The 18,926-nt window shown below is 63.1% G+C and carries 17 protein-coding genes; 11 read left to right on the forward strand and 6 right to left on the reverse strand.

From position 1 onward, the window contains the following. Nucleotides 1-20: 20 nt before the first annotated feature. The 3 genes from wecB to ABD884_RS06045 form a co-directional block, all read right to left on the reverse strand. Nucleotides 21-1,160, reverse strand: a complete 1,140-nt coding sequence (wecB, locus tag ABD884_RS06035) for a non-hydrolyzing UDP-N-acetylglucosamine 2-epimerase (protein WP_345039998.1) — start codon at nt 1,158-1,160, stop codon at nt 21-23. 84 nt (nt 1,161-1,244) lie between these two features. After that, the gene (locus tag ABD884_RS06040) at nt 1,245-1,490 is read right to left on the reverse strand and encodes a hypothetical protein (protein ID WP_345040003.1); all 246 of its coding nucleotides are present in this window, start codon (nt 1,488-1,490) and stop codon (nt 1,245-1,247) included. A 64-nt stretch (nt 1,491-1,554) separates the two neighbouring features. After that, on the reverse strand, nt 1,555-2,127 hold the full coding sequence (locus ABD884_RS06045; protein WP_345040011.1) for a YdcF family protein: 573 nt from the start codon (nt 2,125-2,127) through the stop codon (nt 1,555-1,557). A 92-nt stretch (nt 2,128-2,219) separates the two neighbouring features. On the opposite strand from ABD884_RS06045, the gene thiL reads away from it, so the two are divergent. The 4 genes from thiL to rsmD are packed head-to-tail and all read left to right on the forward strand — an operon-like array spanning nt 2,220 to nt 7,183. After that, complete coding sequence (thiL, locus tag ABD884_RS06050) at nt 2,220-3,233, forward strand: thiamine-phosphate kinase (protein WP_345040022.1); 1,014 nt, start codon at nt 2,220-2,222, stop codon at nt 3,231-3,233. Between the two features lie 22 nt (nt 3,234-3,255). Continuing rightward, nucleotides 3,256-4,296, forward strand: coding sequence for a DAK2 domain-containing protein (locus ABD884_RS06055; RefSeq protein ID WP_345054609.1), 1,041 nt, complete (start codon nt 3,256-3,258; stop codon nt 4,294-4,296). Continuing rightward, the gene (locus ABD884_RS06060; RefSeq protein ID WP_345040029.1) at nt 4,286-6,565 is read left to right on the forward strand and encodes an ATP-dependent DNA helicase RecG; all 2,280 of its coding nucleotides are present in this window, start codon (nt 4,286-4,288) and stop codon (nt 6,563-6,565) included. Before ABD884_RS06055 ends, ABD884_RS06060 begins: the two co-directional genes overlap by 11 nt. 51 nt (nt 6,566-6,616) lie before the next feature. After that, the gene (rsmD, locus tag ABD884_RS06065) at nt 6,617-7,183 is read left to right on the forward strand and encodes a 16S rRNA (guanine(966)-N(2))-methyltransferase RsmD (RefSeq protein WP_345040037.1); all 567 of its coding nucleotides are present in this window, start codon (nt 6,617-6,619) and stop codon (nt 7,181-7,183) included. Between the two features lie 7 nt (nt 7,184-7,190). Here rsmD and ABD884_RS06070 read toward each other — a convergent pair whose 3' ends face one another. Then, entirely contained in the window at nt 7,191-7,997 is an 807-nt protein-coding gene (locus tag ABD884_RS06070) for a spermidine synthase (RefSeq protein ID WP_345040046.1), read from the reverse strand. 2 nt (nt 7,998-7,999) lie between these two features. After that, a complete protein-coding gene (locus tag ABD884_RS06075; protein WP_376954520.1) occupies nt 8,000-9,229 on the reverse strand; it encodes an aminotransferase class I/II-fold pyridoxal phosphate-dependent enzyme in 1,230 nt (409 codons plus the stop codon). A gap of 104 nt (nt 9,230-9,333) precedes the next feature. On the opposite strand from ABD884_RS06075, the gene coaD reads away from it, so the two are divergent. From coaD to ftsY, 7 genes are all read left to right on the forward strand, one after another. After that, complete coding sequence (gene coaD / locus ABD884_RS06080) at nt 9,334-9,834, forward strand: pantetheine-phosphate adenylyltransferase (RefSeq protein WP_028264648.1); 501 nt, start codon at nt 9,334-9,336, stop codon at nt 9,832-9,834. Between the two features lie 131 nt (nt 9,835-9,965). Then, on the forward strand, nt 9,966-10,493 hold the full coding sequence (locus tag ABD884_RS06085; protein ID WP_028264647.1) for a YceD family protein: 528 nt from the start codon (nt 9,966-9,968) through the stop codon (nt 10,491-10,493). 32 nt (nt 10,494-10,525) lie between these two features. Continuing rightward, on the forward strand, nt 10,526-10,729 hold the full coding sequence (rpmF, locus tag ABD884_RS06090; protein ID WP_028264646.1) for a 50S ribosomal protein L32: 204 nt from the start codon (nt 10,526-10,528) through the stop codon (nt 10,727-10,729). Nucleotides 10,730-10,753: 24 nt separating this feature from the next. After that, on the forward strand, nt 10,754-11,503 hold the full coding sequence (rnc, locus tag ABD884_RS06095; RefSeq protein ID WP_345040084.1) for a ribonuclease III: 750 nt from the start codon (nt 10,754-10,756) through the stop codon (nt 11,501-11,503). A gap of 6 nt (nt 11,504-11,509) precedes the next feature. Continuing rightward, complete coding sequence (mutM, locus tag ABD884_RS06100) at nt 11,510-12,490, forward strand: bifunctional DNA-formamidopyrimidine glycosylase/DNA-(apurinic or apyrimidinic site) lyase (RefSeq protein WP_345040089.1); 981 nt, start codon at nt 11,510-11,512, stop codon at nt 12,488-12,490. Between the two features lie 121 nt (nt 12,491-12,611). Continuing rightward, nucleotides 12,612-16,205, forward strand: coding sequence for a chromosome segregation protein SMC (gene smc, locus ABD884_RS06105; protein WP_345040098.1), 3,594 nt, complete (start codon nt 12,612-12,614; stop codon nt 16,203-16,205). A 20-nt stretch (nt 16,206-16,225) separates the two neighbouring features. After that, on the forward strand, nt 16,226-17,449 hold the full coding sequence (ftsY, locus tag ABD884_RS06110; RefSeq protein ID WP_345040105.1) for a signal recognition particle-docking protein FtsY: 1,224 nt from the start codon (nt 16,226-16,228) through the stop codon (nt 17,447-17,449). Nucleotides 17,450-17,517: 68 nt separating this feature from the next. On the opposite strand, the gene ABD884_RS06115 is transcribed toward ftsY, so the two are convergent. Further along, nucleotides 17,518-18,762 carry an MFS transporter gene (locus ABD884_RS06115; protein WP_345040116.1) on the reverse strand — a complete coding sequence of 415 codons (1,245 nt, stop codon included), beginning with the start codon at nt 18,760-18,762 and terminating at the stop codon, nt 17,518-17,520. Between the last annotated feature and the right edge of the window lie 164 nt (nt 18,763-18,926).

Below are 18,926 nucleotides of genomic sequence, written 5' to 3' on the forward strand. Positions count from 1 at the left end.
CTTCCGCGGGCTCAGGGGACTTACGAAAAACTATCGATTCGCATGCCAACCCCCAACAACTGCGCCACCGCTGCGACTGTCCGCTCTGCCGCCCTGCCGTCGCCATAGGGGTTCACGGCGTTGGCCATGCCATCAAAATGATCCGGCTCGTTCAACAGACGGTCCACTTCCTTGACGATTCGGTCCTCGCTTGTACCTATCAACCGAACAGTACCGGCATGGACCGCCTCCGGGCGTTCTGTGTTGTCGCGCATGACGAGCACAGGCTTCCCCAGGCTGGGGGCTTCCTCCTGGACTCCGCCCGAATCCGTCAGGACGATGTGCGCCAAGGACAGCATTCGGGTGAACTCGCCATAGGCCAGAGGCTCGGTGACAATGACGTTACTCTTTCCGTCAAGTGCAGGGAGGACGGCCTCGCGGACCACAGGGTTCTTGTGGGCTGGCAGGACGATCACCAATTCCGGCTCAGCGTCGGCGATCCGGGCCAAGGCGCGTCCGACTCCACGCATTGCATCACCCTGGTTTTCACGGCGGTGGGTTGTGACCAAAAGGATCCGGCGTCCACTTGTGGCCAGTTCTTCCAGCTGGGGATCCGAGAAGGCAATGTTCTTGCCCACGGTGGTAAGCAAAGCGTCGATCACGGTATTACCGGTGACGACGATGTCGTCCTCGGGGATTCCCTCGGCGAGCAAATTCGCTTTGCTGATACTGGTGGGGGCAAGGTGCAGGCTGGAGATCTGACTGGTGATCTTCCGGTTTGCTTCCTCAGGGAAAGGGGAAAACAGATCTCCGCTACGCAATCCGGCTTCAACATGTACCACGGGGATTCCGTGGTAAAAGGCCGCGATGGCACCTGCGGTGGACGTTGTCGTATCTCCTTGGACGATGACGGCATCCGGCCTGTTGGCTGAAAAGAGTTTGTCCAAGCCATCGATAGTCCGGGTCATGATGGCCGAAAGAGACTGACGCTGCTGCAAAATGTTCAAGTCGTGGTCCGGGACGATACCGAAGAGTTCGTTGACCTGGTCCAGCATTTCGCGATGCTGACCGGTGACAGTAACAATGCAGTCGAAATCAGCAGACTTCTGCAGTGCAGTGATGATGGGAGCCATCTTGATGGCTTCCGGGCGCGTGCCAAAGACGGGCATGACGCTGCGCATTATTTCCCCCAAGGAATAGCAAAAGGCTGACCTTCAATGCTATCCCACAGTCAATCGAGGTGATGAATTGTTGCGGGGGGCGACTCAACCAATAACAATCAGCGCGACAACCAGTGTGGGGATAGATAGCGCGACCAATATGACGATTCCAAGTGCCACGAGTTTCTTTCGGAAGTGCCGAATTTCCCCAGGCAGCCTAGAGGTGTCGATACTCGCAACCGATCCGCCTCCCGGCAGCTGCCAGTCGCGGATCTCCCCGAGGACCGGACGCGTGCGCAGGTGTCGGGGAGCGGGCTGCAGATTCGCTACGGGAAGGACAGACTCGCTCACGGTTCCCTCCTCAACGGGTTGATGCGGACCAGCATCCATGATTCAGGCCTATTCTTGCATTCGTCTATCTTGAATCGCATTCCGGGCGCAGTAGAGCATCCAACAGCCCGCCCGTCTCGATGGCGAAGCGCCTCAACCATTGACCGGCGCTCAGTTCCGGATCGGAGGCAAACATTTGGACGTCCGCCGTCGTGCACTGACTTATCAATGTGCCCGCTCTGATCTGGTGGTAGCGCGATGTTACAACTGTGACGGAACCCCAACCCTTTTCAGCCACTAGCTTCCCAATGGCGCGTGCTTCGCCGCGCGTGTCATTTTCGTCCAAGGTGAGGCAGACAAGGGAAGGGTCAGGTCTCGGTAAGGTGTTACAGAGTTCGTCGGCGCTGACGTTTCCAGGGGTACCTGTATGTGAGACGGCCAGCACCGGAATTCCCAAGTCGCTTTTCAGTTTCTCCGCCACGGGAAGCCTTTCGGAGCTGGCTCCCCCCAGCATGATCACGGCATCTGTACGGTGTGGGGTGTTCACCGGCACATTGAAGAACAGTTGGAATGCCACGATCAGCCAGGCCACAAACGCAATAGATCCTGCGACGACGAGCCGGCGTGCAATCATCACGGCTACTGCGGAATTAGGCACGCCATCCAGTCTGGCATGAGTCCAACAAATAGAAGAAAGCCGAAGAACCGTCCAGATGCTTTAATGTCGGCCCGAGCCGATAGCGTAGAGCTGTGTCCATAGAACAACAGACTGTCGGCGAACTTTCCGAGGGCGAACTCCTCGCGCGTATTTTTCCGCGCCTGCGCCCTAGCAGCAGTGTGCTGCTGGGCCCGGGGGATGACGCCGCTGTTGTGGCCGCTCCGGATGGCCGGACGCTTGTCTCCATTGACACCCAGACCCAGGACCAGGATTTCCGCCTGGAATGGAACAACGGATACCGGACCACAGGGTATGACGTCGGGTGGAAGTCGGCCGCACAGAATCTCAGCGATATCAATGCGATGGGTGGTACCGCGGTGTCGCTTGTCGTGAGCCTGACTATGCCGCCCGGTACACCGGTGCAGTGGGTGGAGGACTTCGCAGATGGCTTGACTGCCGGCATCGTAGGCCTGGGTGCGGCCGACTGCTCAGTGGCCGGGGGAGACTTGGGCCGTGGCCGCGAAATCGCAGTGACGGTGGCAGTGATCGGGAGCATGCACGGGCTCTCCGCCGTGTTGCGTTCCGGGGCTCGTCCGGGAGACACTTTGGCGCTTGCCGGCACCGTTGGCCGGGCCGCCGCCGGTTTGGCCCTTCTTGAAAGCACCATACCCGTGGGAGAACTGAACCCTGTCCAGCGCGGACTCATGGACAGCCAATGCCGGCCGCAACCACCCCTTGCGGCAGGTCCGCAGGGTGCGAAGGCAGGAGCGACGGCCATGATGGACGTTTCAGATGGGCTTTTGCGTGACGGGGCCCGTCTCGCCGAAGCCAGTGGCGTCGCGCTCGACCTCGACCCCATCGCGCTCAAGGCTCTCGCCGCTCCCTTGGAAGCCGCCTCGGCCCCGCTTGGCCGCGATCCCATGGACTGGATCCTGGGGGGTGGGGAGGACCACAGCCTGCTGGCCACTTTTCCAGCAAATGTTCAGCTACCACCCGGCTTCACTGCGATAGGCTCGATCCAGGCCGTTGCCGAAGGACAGCACAGCGGCGTCCGGATAGCGGGAATGCCCGCTGACACCGTGGGATGGGATCACTTTGCAGACTAAGATTGCCGCAAATACGCACGCCATGAAGCGGTGGCTGGGCAAAGCGGAGACGACGCTCGGCAACCACAGCGACCGCCTCAATGCCATCAACATCTTCCCCGTGGCCGATGGCGATACTGGCACCAACCTCTACCTCACTGTCCGAGCCGCAGCGGCGGCATTTGTTGACACTTCCGTTTTCGATGAACCGGTTAATGACGTGGGTGCCGTTCTGGCAACGGCCGGCCGGGCGGCAATGGAGCAGGCTCGCGGCAACTCCGGAACTCTTTTTGCGGTCTTTTTGTGCGCCGTCGCTGAACCCTTGACTGGGCACACACGCCTCAGCGCGCCCCTTCTTGCGACCGCACTGAACCGAGCCCAGCTCCGGGCGTGGTCGGCCTTGAGCGAGCCTGTGCCCGGCACCATGCTTTCCGTCCTGGAGGCTGCCGCCCGGGCAGCAGGTGAATGTGACACCGCGCACCACCGCGATGACAGCAACCAGGCGTTGGGCCTGGCGCTCGATGCCGCCGTCAATGCGGCGCTGGAAGCGGTGGTGCGAACCGAGGACCAGCTTGCCCCGCTACACGCCGCCCATGTGGTGGACGCCGGCGGAGTGGGTATGTTGTTGATCCTGGACTGCCTGCGTTCGGCCGTGCTCGGCGAAGAGCTCCAGGGCGAGCTCTTGGATGGCCTGCACGGCTACGACCTGCAGGATCCTCATATCCACGCAGGAATGCCGGACGACGACGGTGTCGAGGTCATGTGCACCATCAACCTTTCGCCGCTCGCCGCCGCCACACTGCGTCAACGGCTCGACGAACTCGGCGACTCCGTCATTATGAGCCAAGTCGGCAGCGCTAGCCCGGTGGGCGGAGCGGCTGCGCAGGACGACGACGATGACGATGATGATGACGACGCTGCGGAAATCAGCTACCGTTGGCGCGTGCATGTTCACGTGCCCGACGCGGAACCTGCCGTGGCAGTCATCCGTTCGCTAGGTGACCCCACCGACATCTCGGTCAGCCAGCTCTCTATGCCGCGCGACCCCGGCCTTCCGGCAGGCCAGCACGGGCATGAATCCTGAGCTTCAGCTTCCCCTCGAGCGAAGGATCGGCAAACGATCCGCCTCCGTCATCGGGAAGCACCTTGGCCTGGACACGGTCGGGGAGCTCCTGAACTACTTTCCCCGCCGCTATCTCAGCCGAGGGGAGCTGACGCCCATCAGCAAACTGCCGTTGGATGAAGAGGCCACCCTTATCGCCAGGGTGCTGTCCAATTCCACGAGGCAGATGCGCGCGAGGCGGGGCTCGTTGACGGATGTGGTGGTCACGGACGAGGCCGGTGGCGGGCAGATTCCGGGAACCCTGAAGATCAGCTTCTTCAACGGTTTCCGTGCCCGCAGTGAGCTCCAACCGGGGCGCCGGGTGATGTTCTCCGGTAAGGTCAGCCGTTACGGCGGATCACTGGGCATGACCAATCCAGACTTCATGGTGCTCGATGAGGACCCTGAGATGGCGGGTGCTGTTGATCCGGAGAAACTCGCGGCCATGCCCATCCCTGTCTATCCGGCCACTGCGAAGCTCACCAGCTGGTCCATCCACAAGGTCATCACCACGCTCCTGGACACCGTCGAGGTGGACAGCATCGAGGATCCGCTGCCTTCTGACATTGTGTCCCGGGAGAAATTCCTAGGGGTAGGGGAGGCGTATCGGCTGATCCATTCGCCCGAAACGGCAATGGACTGGCAGCGGGCCCGGGACCGTTTCCGCTACCAGGAAGCCCTGGTTTTGCAGACGGCGCTGGCACGGCGTCGGTCTCAACTGGCGGCCGAAGAGGCAACCGCGCGCCGGCCCCTGCCGAATGGCCTCCTGGCTTCCTTCGATCGGCAGCTGCCGTTCACGCTGACGGCCGGGCAGGCCGCCGTCGGAAAGACGCTGGCCCATGAGCTGGCGCAGGACTCGCCAATGAACCGCCTCCTACAGGGCGAGGTTGGTTCGGGCAAGACGATCGTGGCCTTGCGGGCGATGCTGCAGGTGGTGGACGCCGGTGGACAAGCGGCGTTGCTTGCCCCGACTGAGGTCCTCGCGGCACAACACTTCGATTCCATCCGGCGGACCTTGGGTCCGCTGGCCCGCGATGGTTTGTTCGGCGGGGCCGGGATGCTGGGCGGGGCCGGATTGTCGGACAGCGACCCTGGGAGAGGGCCAGGATCGGTCCAGGTCACGTTGCTGACAGGCTCGCTTCCGACGGCTTCCCGCAAGCAAGCCATGCTGGACGCGGCCTCGGGTAACGCCGGCATTGTGATCGGTACCCACGCGCTGCTGAGCGACAAGACGTCCTTCCAGGACCTCGGGCTGATCGTCGTCGATGAGCAGCACCGATTCGGGGTGGAGCAGCGTGACGCCCTGCGCGCCAAGGCAAACCGGCCACCCCACCTGTTGGTGATGACCGCCACTCCCATCCCGCGCACGGTGGCCATGACCGTCTTCGGTGACCTCGAAACGTCCGTGTTGGATGAACTTCCCGCTGGCCGGGCACCCATCTCCACCCATGTGGTGGGACTCGCTGAAAACCCTGGCTGGGCGGCCAGGATCTGGAAACGCTCGCGGGAAGAGATCGACGCCGGCCACCAGGTGTACGTCGTGTGTCCCAAGATCGGGGACGACGACGACGGCGACTTCAGCCCCGGCGAGGCGGAACCGGGCGACGCCGAACTTTCGGAAGAGGGTCCCGCTCGCGAGCTCGCTTCGGTGACCGCCGTCGTCGAGACGCTCAGCCAGGAGCCGGCCCTGAGAGATGTCCGGGTGGGACCCCTCCACGGGCGGCAGGACGCGGCCCTTAAGTCCGAAACCATGGCCTCGTTCACCGCCAACCAAACCCAGCTGCTGGTCTCCACTACGGTCATCGAAGTGGGTGTGGATGTCCATAACGCCACACTGATGGTGATCCTCGATGCTGACCGCTTCGGCATTTCACAGCTCCACCAGTTGCGCGGAAGGGTGGGCCGCGGTGGGCTTCCGGGCACGTGCCTGCTGGTCACCACGCTCGAACCCGGCCATCCAAGCCGCAGGCGCCTGGACGCAGTTGCTTCCACCACGGATGGTTTCGTCCTTTCCCAGAAAGACCTCAAGCTACGCCGTGAAGGCGACATCCTGGGGGCCTCGCAATCCGGCGGGCGCTCCACCCTCAAGCTATTGCGCGTCCTGGAGCACGAGGACGTGATTGCCCGCGCCCGCACCGATGCCCAGCGGCTCGTGGCCGAGGATCCAGGGTTGGAAGGCCAACAAGCCCTCGCGGCGGCGATTGACGAATATCTCAACCCCGAAAAGGAGGCGTTCCTTGAACGCGGCTAAGGAACCCACGCCCGAAAGAACCCTCGTAGGCGCCGCCCCCGGGGAAAGCCGGTGAGCCGGATCATTGCAGGCATCGTTGGCGGAAACCCCTTGGTCAGTGTCCCGGGAAATGCCACCCGGCCCACGACGGACCGCGTCAAGGAGGCCTTGTTCTCGCGGCTCGAGGCCCTCGACGCGATCGACGACGCCCGGGTGTTGGACCTGTATGCGGGTTCGGGTTCGCTCGGCATCGAAAGCGCCAGCCGAGGCGCACGTTCGTCAGAACTCGTGGAGTTTGATGCCCGCGCTTCCGAGGTCTGCCAGCGAAACGCCGACATGGCCAACCAAGTGCTGGGGCGCAGAACAGCGATGGTCCACCGCTCCAAGGTGGAGTCCTTTCTGGAACGCGCCGCGGATGACGTCCTCTGGGACTTGGTCTTTCTGGATCCGCCGTACCCTTTGGACGAAGCTTCCCTCAAGGCCGTCCTCACCAAGCTTGCCTTCCACCTGGACGAGGGGGCCGTCGTCGTCGTCGAGCGTTCCTCACGCTCTCCGGAACCGGACTGGCCGGACACCCTCGAACGCTTTGCCGACAAGAAGTACGGCGAAACCAAGCTCTGGTTCGCCGAACCTGTCTAGCTGCGACTCAACGGGAGATCCGGTCCAGTTCCACTCCGCTCAAGACCGCCGCAGGATGCGGCCCACGGGCCAGGAGTTCCGTTGTCCAACCGGAGGGCCACGGCCAGCGCGTCCCCACCAGGATGATGTTGCCGGGGTACCGGCCGGCGAACATGCCGCTCTCGGCGAAGGCCGCAACGTCGGGCATGGCCCGCCGCATCGCCGCGACTTGGCTCCGCACCAAGGTCAAGGCCGCTTCATCGCCGACGTTGACAATGAGCACCCCATCGGGCCGAAGCCGCGCCGCGGCCTCCTCGTAGAACTCCTGGCAGGCAATATGTGCCGGAGCCTCGGGACCGGAAAAGATGTCCAGGATCACGACGTCGAACTGGAGTTCCGAAAGCAACTCGGCAAGGACTTCGCGGGCGTCTCCGATATGCGTCTCCAAGCGGGTACCGTCCGGCATGGGCAACTTCTGCAGCACGAAGTCCAGCAATTCGCGTTCGAGTTCGACGGCGTGTTGTTCCGAGCCCGGTCTCGTCGCCTCGATGTAGCGGGCGAGGGTCAATGCCCCGGCCCCGAGGTGAAGGGCAGCGATGGCTTGCCCTCGGGGCGCTGCAAGATCAACCACATGGCCGATCCTGCGCAAGTACTCGTAGAAGATTTCCGCGGGTTCGGCGAGATTGACATGGGATTGCTCGGCGTCACCGATCCGTAGGACGTAGGCGCCGTCAATCAGTCCATCGGCTTCGATCGCTGCGTGCTGACCTGTGGTCCGCAGGAAACGCCGTCCTTCATGGCGTTCGCGGGGCGACTCGTTTTCGCGGCTCGGCACGATCAGAGCTTGTCCCGCAATGTGGCTAGCCTGGCGGCTGCTTCTTCCAGCACCCCGGTTTTCTTGCAGAAGGCGAATCGAAGAAGACTTCGCGTCCTTTCCGCGCCTTCGGGATGGCAGAACACGGGGACGGGGATGGCAGCCACGCCGACGAGTCCCGGCAGCCGTCGCGCCAGATCCACGGAGTCCTGGATACCCAAGGGGGCAGTGTCCACGTTGATGAAGTATGTTCCCTGCGGCGCGTAGACGCCAAAACCGGCGGCCCGCAGACCCTCGGCCAGGATGTCCCGCTTGTGTTGCAGAGTGGAAGCGATGCCGGCGTAGAACTCATCGGGCAAGGCCAGGCCTACGGCGATCGCACTTTGGAAGGGCGTACCGGAACTGTAGCTGAGGAATTGTTTGACCGTACGGATCGCCGCCACCAGGTGGGCAGGGCCGCTGAGCCAGCCGATCTTCCAGCCGGTGAAGGAGAACGTCTTGCCTGCTGAGGAGATGGTGACGCTTCGTTCAGCGGCTCCGGGGATGCCGGCGATCGGAAGGTGCTGCACTCCGAAGGTGAGGTGCTCGTAGACTTCATCGCTGAGGATCACGGCGTCGTATTTCCTGGCGAGCTCCACCACGCGTTCCAGCACCTCGCGCGGGAAGACCGCGCCGGTGGGATTGTGCGGGTTGTTGAGGAGCACCACCTTGGTGCGCTCACTGAACGCCGATTCCAAGGCGTTCAGATCCGGAAGGAAATCGGGCGCCAGCAAGGGAGCGCTCACGTGTGTGGCGCCTGCGAGGCCGATGATGGCGCCATATGAGTCATAGAAGGGCTCGAAGGTCAGGACCTCATCGCCGGGCTCGATGAAGGCGAGCAATGATGCGGCGATCGCTTCAGTGGCCCCTGTGGTCACAATGACCTCGGTCTGCGGATCCGGGGTCAGTCCGTAGAAACGCTCCTGGTGCGCGGCAATGGCCTCGCGAAGTTCGGGGATGCCTTTGCCGGGGGCGTACTGGTTGGCTCCGGCCGTGATGGCTGCCTGTGCTGCTGCTTTGATTTCCGCGGGACCGTCTTCGTCCGGGAATCCCTGGCCCAGGTTGATGGCGCCGGTGGAGTTTGCCAGGGTGGTCATCTCTTCGAAGATGGTCACTCCGAGGCTCCCGTCGGCGGACAGCAGATTGGCGCCTCCGGCAGCACGTAGCCACGGAGCGACGGACGTGTTTTCGCTGAGAGGGGCCGGGCTCGTCACGGTGGGGCTGCCTTCCTGGTGCTGGCTTCCGGCTCGTCCGGCCCGCCATGTCAGCCATCGTATCGCCATAGTGCCTGCCGCTTCCGATGCGGTAGGTTCGAACCATGAGACGCGCAGTGTGCCCTGGCTCCTTCGACCCCATCCATAACGGACATCTGGAAGTCATTGCCCGGGCCTCTGGCTTGTTCGACGAAGTCGTCGTCGCGGTGTCCACCAACTACGCGAAGAAGTACCGCTTCAGCTTGGAAGAACGCATGGAAATGGCGCGGCAGACTCTTGCATCCTTGCGCGGCATCATCGTGGAACCCATGGGGGAGGGGCTGCTGGCCGAATACTGCAGGCACCGGGGAATTTCGGCGATCGTGAAGGGCCTGCGCTCGTCTTCCGATTTTGACTACGAACTTCCGATGGCCACGATGAACCGCCAATTGTCCGGAGTCGAGACTGTCTTTCTTCCGGCCGAGGCCCATTACCTGCATTTGTCCTCTACGCTCATCAAGGAAATCTCACTCCTGGGAGGCGATGTCTCCGATTTCGTGCCCAAGTCGGTGCTCAAGAGGCTTCTGGGCGGCGAGTCGGGAGCGGAGCAGCCCCGCAAAGGGTAAGCTGGATCGGTATCTCAGACAGAACGCGTCGTCACTGACCCGGTTTGAGTCTGTTCATGCGTTCAGGCTAAGATGATACGTCGGTCATATGTTCTACAGGAGTTCTCATTAAGCGAGATGTAAGTTCGCCTTTGACGCTGGACGTCAAGGACCTCGGACGTAGTCCAGGAAGCATGCGGACGCTCACTGAACATGTACCCGCGCCAAGTGACCTTGGCGTGGCACTCATTGGCGTTCAGGAAGGCTCGGATATCGAGCTCGACCTGAGGCTGGAGGCCGTACACGAAGGAATTCTGGTATCAGGAACCGTGTTTGCTGAAGTCAAGGGCGAATGCGGACGATGCCTGGATCCCCTTGCGTATGACCTCGAGGTCAATGTGCAAGAACTTTTCTTCTATGAGGGCATCGAGCTTTCGGATGAAGAAGACGATGAAGAGCAACGTCGAGTCGAGCACGATCTAATCGATCTTGAACCGGTGTTGCGGGACGCAGTTGTAACCATGCTGCCGTTCCAGCCGGTGTGCCGGGAAGACTGCCAGGGCCTGTGCTCCGAATGTGGAGTGCGCCTGGAAGACGAGCCGGGGCACCACCACGAGGACCTGGATCCTCGCTGGGCTGCCCTAGCTGAACTGGCTAAGTCTGACCGGCAAACTGATTAGTAAGTGTTGACTAAGAGAGAAATGAGATAGCCGTGGCTGTTCCCAAGCGGAAAATGTCTCGCGCGAATACACGCGCCCGCCGTGCCCAGTGGAAGGCAACTGCCCCCAACCTGGTCAAGACCATCGAAAACGGCCAGGTTGTTTACAGCCTGCCGCACCAGGCAAAGGTTGTTACCGACTCTGCCGGGACTGCGCTGTTCCTTGAATACAAGGGCCGCAAGGTCGCAGACGTCTAAATCCGCCATACAGGCTGACAACGGATGTCTTCAACTGAAGAGCTTCTGAAGCGTCTCGGTGTCTCAATTGACACCGAGACGCTTCGTCTTGCTCTGACACATCGTTCATACGCGTATGAAAACGGCGGGATTCCCACCAACGAGCGGCTCGAATTCCTGGGCGACTCGATCTTGGGCTTTTCTGTGACCGATTCCCTGTACCGGGATAACCCGGGACTACCGGAAGGCGAATTGGCCAAGCGGCGTTCCGCCGTCGTCAGCACGCGTGCCCTGGCAGGTATCGGCAGGGACCTTGGCATCGGCGAATTCATCTACCTCGGGCAGGGCGAAAGGCTCACCCAAGGCAAGAACAAGGCGTCCATTCTGGCGGACACCATGGAAGCCCTTATCGGCGCCACGTACCTTTCCAACGACATCGAGACCGCCCGCCAGCTGGTCATGCGGCTCGTCGGTCCGTTGCTGAGGGACGCTGCGGCCCTGGGGGCAGGTACCGACTGGAAGACGAGCATGCAGGAGCTTGCAGCCAGCCGACAGCTCGGATCCATCTATTACGCCGTCGAAGGTTCCGGCCCGGACCATGCACGTACATTTGAGGCAGTGCTCCAGATCGCCGGCACCGCCTACGGCAAAGGCGCAGGGCATTCGAAAAAAGAAGCCGAACAGGAAGCCGCCGCAGATGCGTGGCGAACCCTGAACAAGAAAGCCGGTGCGAACGGCTTGACCACCCCTGACAGCAAGGCCGACGCTCCGACTGATTCTGCGCGCAGCGCCTGAGGCCCCATGCCGGAATTGCCCGAAGTCGAAGTAGTACGCCGCGGTTTGGCACGTTGGGTGCGGGGCCGGACCATCACGTCCGTGGACGTATTGGATCCCCGCTCCATCCGACGCCACACACTTGGCACGGAGGACTTTGTCGGCAACCTTGAGAACTGCACGGTCCTGGATGTCGTCCGCCGGGGCAAGTTCCTGTGGATGCCGCTGCAAGCCGAGGAACCCCGGAGGACTGGCGGCGCCTTCGAGGCAATGTCCAACGAGGCGCTGCCCGCCGTCGCGCTCATGGCGCACCTCGGCATGAGCGGGCAGCTCCTCATGCAGGATCCCGACGTTCCCGATGAGAGACACCTCAAAGTCCGTCTCCGCCTTAGTAGATCCGACGGCATGCCCGAGCAGTTGCGGTTCGTGGACCAACGGATATTCGGCGGACTTTTTGTCACTTCACTGATACCGACGCCCGACGGCGGTCCCGGTGGGCAAGGCGAGACGCCCCTTCCGGAAATCGCCGAAGAGGCCTCCCATATAGCTCGCGATCCGCTGGATCCGCACTTCTCCTTTGACGACTTCTACCGCAAAATCAAAGTCCGCAAAACGGGGCTCAAACGTGTACTGCTCGATCAGGGCGTCATCTCGGGGATAGGCAACATCTATGCCGATGAGGCCCTCTGGCGGGCCAGGCTCCACTATGCCAAGCCGACGGACACCCTTAAACGGGCCGATGCGCTGCGGGTGGTCGATGCCGCGAAGGAAGTCATGAGCGATGCCTTGTCGGCGGGCGGGACGAGCTTCGATTCGCTCTACGTCAACGTCAACGGGGATTCCGGTTACTTCGCCCGTTCCCTTGATGCCTACGGCCGGGCGGGCGAGCCATGCCGGCGATGTTCGGCCCTTGGCCTGTCCGGTGTCATCAGACGCGAGCAGTTCATGAACCGTTCCTCCTACACTTGTCCGGTCTGCCAGCCGAAGCCCCGCAACGGCCGCTGGTAGCCCCGGTGCACCCACGGGCTACCCCCGGTTGTCGCGGCGTAGGGCCCGCAAATCCGGGGATTTCCGCCGTCGGGCAGTAGATTGAGCAGGGGAACCAGCCACTCAGGAGATCCGAAACACCTTGCATCTGAAAAGCTTGACTGTCCGTGGATTCAAGTCGTTCGCGTCGGCCACGACGTTCGACTTTGAGCCAGGCGTTACAGCCGTTGTCGGCCCCAACGGTTCGGGCAAGTCGAATGTGGTCGACGCCCTGGCCTGGGTGATGGGCGAACAAGGTGCGAAGACCCTGCGCGGCGGAAAAATGGAAGATGTCATTTTCGCCGGGACATCGGGCCGGCCGCCCTTGGGCCGGGCGCATGTTTCGCTGACCATAGACAATGCCGACGGCGCCCTGCCGATCGAATACAGCGAAGTCACCATTTCCCGCACACTATTCCGCACCGGCGGATCCGAATACGCCATCAACGGCTCGCCATGCCGCCTCCTGGACATTCAGGAGCTGCTCTCCGACTCCGGTCTGGGCAGGGAAATGCATGTGATCGTAGGTCAGGGGCAGCTGGACAGGGTCCTTCATGCCACCCCTGAGGACCGCCGCGGATTCATTGAAGAGGCCGCAGGCATCCTCAAGCACCGGCGTCGTAAGGAAAAGACGGTACGCAAGCTGGAAGCCATGCAGGCGAACCTCCAGCGACTTGGCGATCTCACGGCAGAAATCCGCCGCCAGCTTACGCCGCTGGGTAAACAGGCCGAAGTCGCCCGCCGTGCCCAGTCCGTGCAGTTCGACGTTCGAGACGCCAAGTCCCGGCTGCTGGCGGATGACCTGGTGCAGCTCACCGAAGCGTTGGAGAAGGACGTCGCCGACGAAGCGGCCTTGAAGGAGCGCCGCGAGGCGGTTGAAGCGGCGCTCGGTGCTGGCCGTCAACGCCAGGTCCGTCTTGAGCAACTCGCGGCTGAGGCAACACCGCGCCTCAATGCCGCGAGGGACAACTGGTACCAACTATCCGCAACAAGGGACCGTCTTCGCTCCCTTGGATCTCTTGCCACCGAACGTCGCCGCCTCCTGGGCGCCGCGGATGCGGCGCCGGATTCCGGCCGCGACCCGGACCATCTCGACCGCCAGGCTGCCAGGGTGCGGCAGGAACAGTCTCAGCTGGAGCACGACATCCTGGCCAAGCAAGCTGCGCTTCTCGAGGCTACCGCGGCCAAGCAGGAAACCGAGAGCCTCGCCGCAGCCGAGGACAAACGCCTGACGGCCGTGCTGCGGGCGGCAGCCGACCGCCGTGAAGGCCTTGCAAAACTCGTGGGCCAAGTGGCCGCGGCGCGTTCCCGGGCTGAGGCAGCGGCTGCCGAGCGAGGCAGGCTCAGGGAGTCGCTGTCTGCTGGCGAGGAACGCCGTCGCCACGCGCAGGGCGAGTTCACAGCCCTCGAATCGCAAGTGGCCGGTGTTGAAGACGGTGAGGAAAGCCTCGACGCGGACTACGAGGAGGCCACCGCCCTTCTTGACGAAATCAACGCCGACATCGAGGCGTTGAAAGCCGCCGAACGCGATGACGTCCGCCAACGCGACGCCCTCATTGCCCGCCGGGATGCCTTGCAGTTGGGACTCAACCGCAAGGATGGCTCCGGACGGATCCTGTCCTCGGGCCTGCCCGGGGTCTTGGGATCCCTGGCTTCCCTCCTGACCGTGGAGCCTGGCTATGAGACTGCTGTGGCCGCGGCGCTTGGCAGTGCCTCCGAGGCGGTAGTGGTGACCGACGGTGCCGGGGCCGTCGCCGCGATGCAGTTACTGAAGGATGTCGACGCCGGACGCGCTTCGCTTTTGGTGGCGGGCGTAGTATCGTCCGCCGATCCCGAGCTTGGGCCGCCGGAATTGCCAACGCTGCCTGACGGTGCGCGCTGGGCTGCCGAGCTGCTGAGAACTGACGGTCCCGAGGCCAGTGGCGCGGTTGCGCTGCTGGCGCGCACCGCCGTCGTCGACGGTCTTGCCGAGGCGGCAAGCCTCATTGCCGGCAACCCGGGACTGACCGCAGTGACCGTTGAGGGCGACGTCTTCAGGGCCCTTACGGTCGACGGCGGATCGGCCACGGCGCCGTCGCTCCTTGAGGTCCAAGCCGCAGTGGACGACGCCGAAGCCCGGCTCAAGGAACTGACCATACGTCTTGAGCGGGGCAAGTTTGCCCTGGCGGGGGCCCAAGCGCGCCGGAGCGATGCACAGGAGCGGGCGGACGCTGCACTGGACAAACTCCACGACTCGGATGCCCGTTTGGCTGCCGTCGCGGAACGGCTCGGTCACCTGAACTCCCAGTTGCGCAGCGCCGTCGCGGAGAGCGATCGCCTGGCCGAGTCCTTGGCCAAGGCCGAGCTGAACATCGCCGTCGCCGAGGAATCCCTTGAGCTTGCGGCGGAACGGCTGGCCGCGGCTCAAGAAGCCCCCCAGGAAGAAGAACCTTCCACGGAGCACCGCGATGCCTTGTCCAGGGCTGCCGGCGAAGCACGGTCCCACGAGATGGAGGTCCGGCTGGGGTTGCGGAGCGCTGAGGAGCAGCTCGTAGCCACGAGCAACCGGGTCGCATCCTTGGAACGGGCCGCCGCGAGCGAACGGCGGGCACGCGAGGAGGCTGCGCGCCGGGCCGTGCTCCGCAAAGCCCAGGCCGAGCGAGCCTCGGCAGTCGCTTCCGCCGTCGAACTGACGGTTCGGTTTGTCGACGTTTCGGTGGATGTGGCCGCCCGGGCCCGCGACCTCGCCGAGGCCGTGCGCGAGCAGCGCGAAAAGGAACTTGCCGAGGTTCGGAGCAGCAACGAAGCACTGGCGCAGGAACTCGCCGGACTAACGGATTCGGTGCACCGGGACGAACTCGCGCGAGCCCAACAACGGCTCAGGATCGAGGCGCTCGAGACCCGCGCCATTGAGGAGCTCGGGCTGTCCGCCGAGCAACTCGTGGCCGAGTTCGGTCCGGCGCAGCCCGTTCCGGTTCCCGCCGCTGCGGTGGACAAGTGGGCCGAGCTCCGCGCGCCCGTGGACCAGGACGGAAACGCAATGGTTGAGGGTGTTCCTTTTGTCCGCGCGGAGCAGGAGAAACGGCTCCGGAAGGCCGAACGCGATCTCGCCGCGCTTGGCAAGGTGAATCCCCTGGCGCTGGAGGAGTTCGCGGCACTCGAGGAACGGCACCAATTCCTCAGCACGCAATTGGAAGACCTCAAATCCAGCCGCAAGGATCTATTGGACATCATCAAGGAAGTGGACAACCGCGTCCAGCAGGTCTTCGCTGAAGCCTTCGCCGATACGTCCAAACAGTTTGATCACGTCTTCGCACGGCTCTTCCCCGGTGGGGAAGGCAAATTGGTGCTGACCGACCCCGATGACATGCTGACCACCGGCATCGAGGTGGAGGCGAGGCCGGCCGGCAAGAAGATCAAGCGCTTGTCCTTGCTTTCCGGTGGTGAACGGTCGCTCACGGCGGTCGCCTTGCTCGTGGCGATTTTCAAGGCGCGGCCTTCTCCGTTCTACGTCATGGATGAGGTGGAAGCCGCTCTGGATGACACGAACCTGGGCAGGCTCATCACGATTTTTGAAGAACTGCGCGAGTCCAGCCAGCTGATTGTGATTACGCACCAGAAGCGGACCATGGAAGTTGCGGACGCCCTTTACGGAGTGACAATGCGGGGCGACGGCGTGTCCACAGTGATCAGCCAGAGGCTCGGTGCCGAGGTCTAGCTTTGTGAGAAGCTAGGGGTGTGAACGATCTCCTCCCCATAATCCTGTCCATTGTCGCTGCCATTGTGGTGGTCGGAGGGCTGATTCCTGTCCTGCTCAAGGTGCGGAAGTCTTCCTCGACTTACGCTGGAACGCGCGACGCCAACGATCCTGTTGACTCGGCGTCGGCAGGCGCCGGAACGATCGTCGACGATGCTCCCGATGCGGTACAGGAGCGTACGGTACCTGGCAACGTCGTCGTACCCGCAGACGCTGCTACGCCGGAGACCGACGTTTCCGATGACGCTGCCGGCCTGGAACTCATCGAGGTGGAGACCCCCGCGCCCGTGGAGGGTCGCCTCACCCGGCTGAGGGCGCGATTGGTCAAATCCAACAGCATTCTCGGCAAGGGTCTCCTGGCTCTGCTTTCGAGTGACAAGATCGACGAAAACGTCTGGGACGAAGTCGAAGAAACACTTCTCCTTGCGGACCTTGGCACCGAGCCCACCATGCAGCTGGTCGAGGCACTGCGTGAACGGGTGAAGGTCCAAGGCACCCGTAGCGCCGAGGACGTCAAGGCCCTCCTGCGCGAGGAACTCATCAAGCTCGTGGACCCCACCATGGACCGCAGCTTGAACGTGGAACGCAAGGGGGCTCACCCGGCCATCATGATCGTCGTCGGTGTCAACGGGGTCGGTAAGACCACCACCGTGGGCAAGTTGGCCCGTGTTCTCGTCGCTGAGGACAAGGACGTCCTTCTGGGTGCTGCGGACACTTTCCGCGCGGCAGCTGCCGAGCAGCTGGCCACATGGGGCCAGCGCGTCGGCGTCGCAACAGTGAGGTCGCACATCGACGGCGCGGACCCTGCCTCGGTTGCCTACGAGGCCGTCAAGTCCGGCATCGAGCAGGAAGTGGATGTCGTCATGATCGACACCGCTGGACGCCTGCAGAACAAGGTAGGCCTCATGGACGAGCTCAGCAAGGTCAAGCGCGTCGTTGAGAAGCTGGCTGAAGTGGACGAAGTCCTGCTGGTGTTGGACGCGACCACCGGCCAGAATGGCTTGAATCAAGCGAAGGTATTCGCCGAGGTGGTCAACATCACCGGAATCGTGCTCACCAAGCTGGACGGGACCGCCAAGGGCGGCATCGTCGTCGCGATCCAAAGGGCACTTGGCGTGCCGGTCAAGCTTGTCGGGCTAGGCGAAGGGCCGGACGACCTCGCGCCGTTCGAGGCTGAAGCCTTCGTCGACGCCCTGCTCAACTAGTCTGCGCCCGGCCCAACTAGCTCGCAGTTGTTGTCGTTCTGAGCGCCCAAAACGACGTTAACTGCGAGTCAGTTGGGTGAGTCGATCCGTTCGGGGATGCGCTCCATCGGCTCGCGGGCCATGGACCAAGCCGCAGCCGAGAGCAGGAGGAGGCCGCCGGTTGCGCCGAACGCCCACCCGTAGCCCAATCCATCGGCCAGGAGGCCCACCAGGACCGGTCCCACGATCGCCCCGGCGTCGGACGCCATCTGGAAGACTGCCAGCACCTTGCCACCGGAGCGGCCCCGGCCGATGATGTCGCCGACGGCGGCCTGCTGGGCCGGGTTGAGCAAGCCGGAGCCGAAGCCTGCCACGGCAGATGCCGCGAAGAACGCCGGAAGACTGCCAGTCAATCCGATGAAGGCGGTTCCCACGCCGGTAACCGCCAGGCCCAGCAGCATCATGGGCTTCCGGCCGAAGCTGTCAGCCAAGCGGCCGGAGAACGTCAGCGCAAGCGCATTGCCCGCTGCAAACACAGCGAGCGCCCAGCCTGCCGAGCCTGCTCCGGCGGCAAGGACAACCACCGCGAACAACGGCACGGTGGCCATGCGTACGCCGAACGTCGCCCAGCCATTGCTGAAACTTGAAAACAGCACGGCCCGGTAGGCAGAGTCGCCCAGGGCTTCCTTCATGGGCATCGCCGGCCCTACCACTCCATGCCCGCTCGCTGCCTTGGAACTGCCCCTTAGCTGCGTGCGTACAACCAAGGCCGCCAAGACCAGGGCTGCCGCGTAGGCGAGGAACGGGACCCTCAGGCCGAAACCGGCCAACAACCCACCCACCACCGGGCCAAGGACGCTTCCGATCAAGAAGGCGGAGGCGTACGCACCGGAGACCCGCCCACGGCTTTCCGGAGGGGCGAGCCTGATCAACAGGCCCATCGCCGCCACCGTGAACATGACTGAACCGGCTCCGCCAAGGCCCCGGAAGACCAGCAGCTGCCAATAGTTCTGGGCAAAGGCGCAGGCCGCCGTCGACGCTGCCACAATCAGCAAACCGGCGATGTACACGGGGCGCTCGCCAAAGCGGGCCATCAGGGCGCCTCCCGCCGGAGCGAATGCCAGGCGCATGAAGGCGAAAATACTCACGATCACCGCGGCCGCCGTAGCTCCGACACCGAAAGTCGTAGCGAACTGGGGGAGCACCGGTGCTACGAGGCCAAAACCCAGTGCAATCAGGAACGCAGCCGCCAACATCACCCTGATGTCGCGTGGCATGGCAGCCTTAGCGGCCCGGGACCCTCGATTGGCGCGGGATTTGGGGCTTGCGGTCATGGTGCTGGAATCCTCGGGGTAGTGGCAGCTCGTAGAAAGTGGAACTGATGAAACATATCCGTAACAAGGGTGATATGCACCATTTACGTTCGAGAAGTTCTTGTAACAGCCCGGCAATCTAAAACCTTCGCAGGTGAAACACGCTCCCGCAAAACTCTTATGTA

It is taken from the genome of Arthrobacter methylotrophus (genome assembly GCF_039539965.1).
Lineage (GTDB): Bacteria > Actinomycetota > Actinomycetes > Actinomycetales > Micrococcaceae > Arthrobacter > Arthrobacter methylotrophus.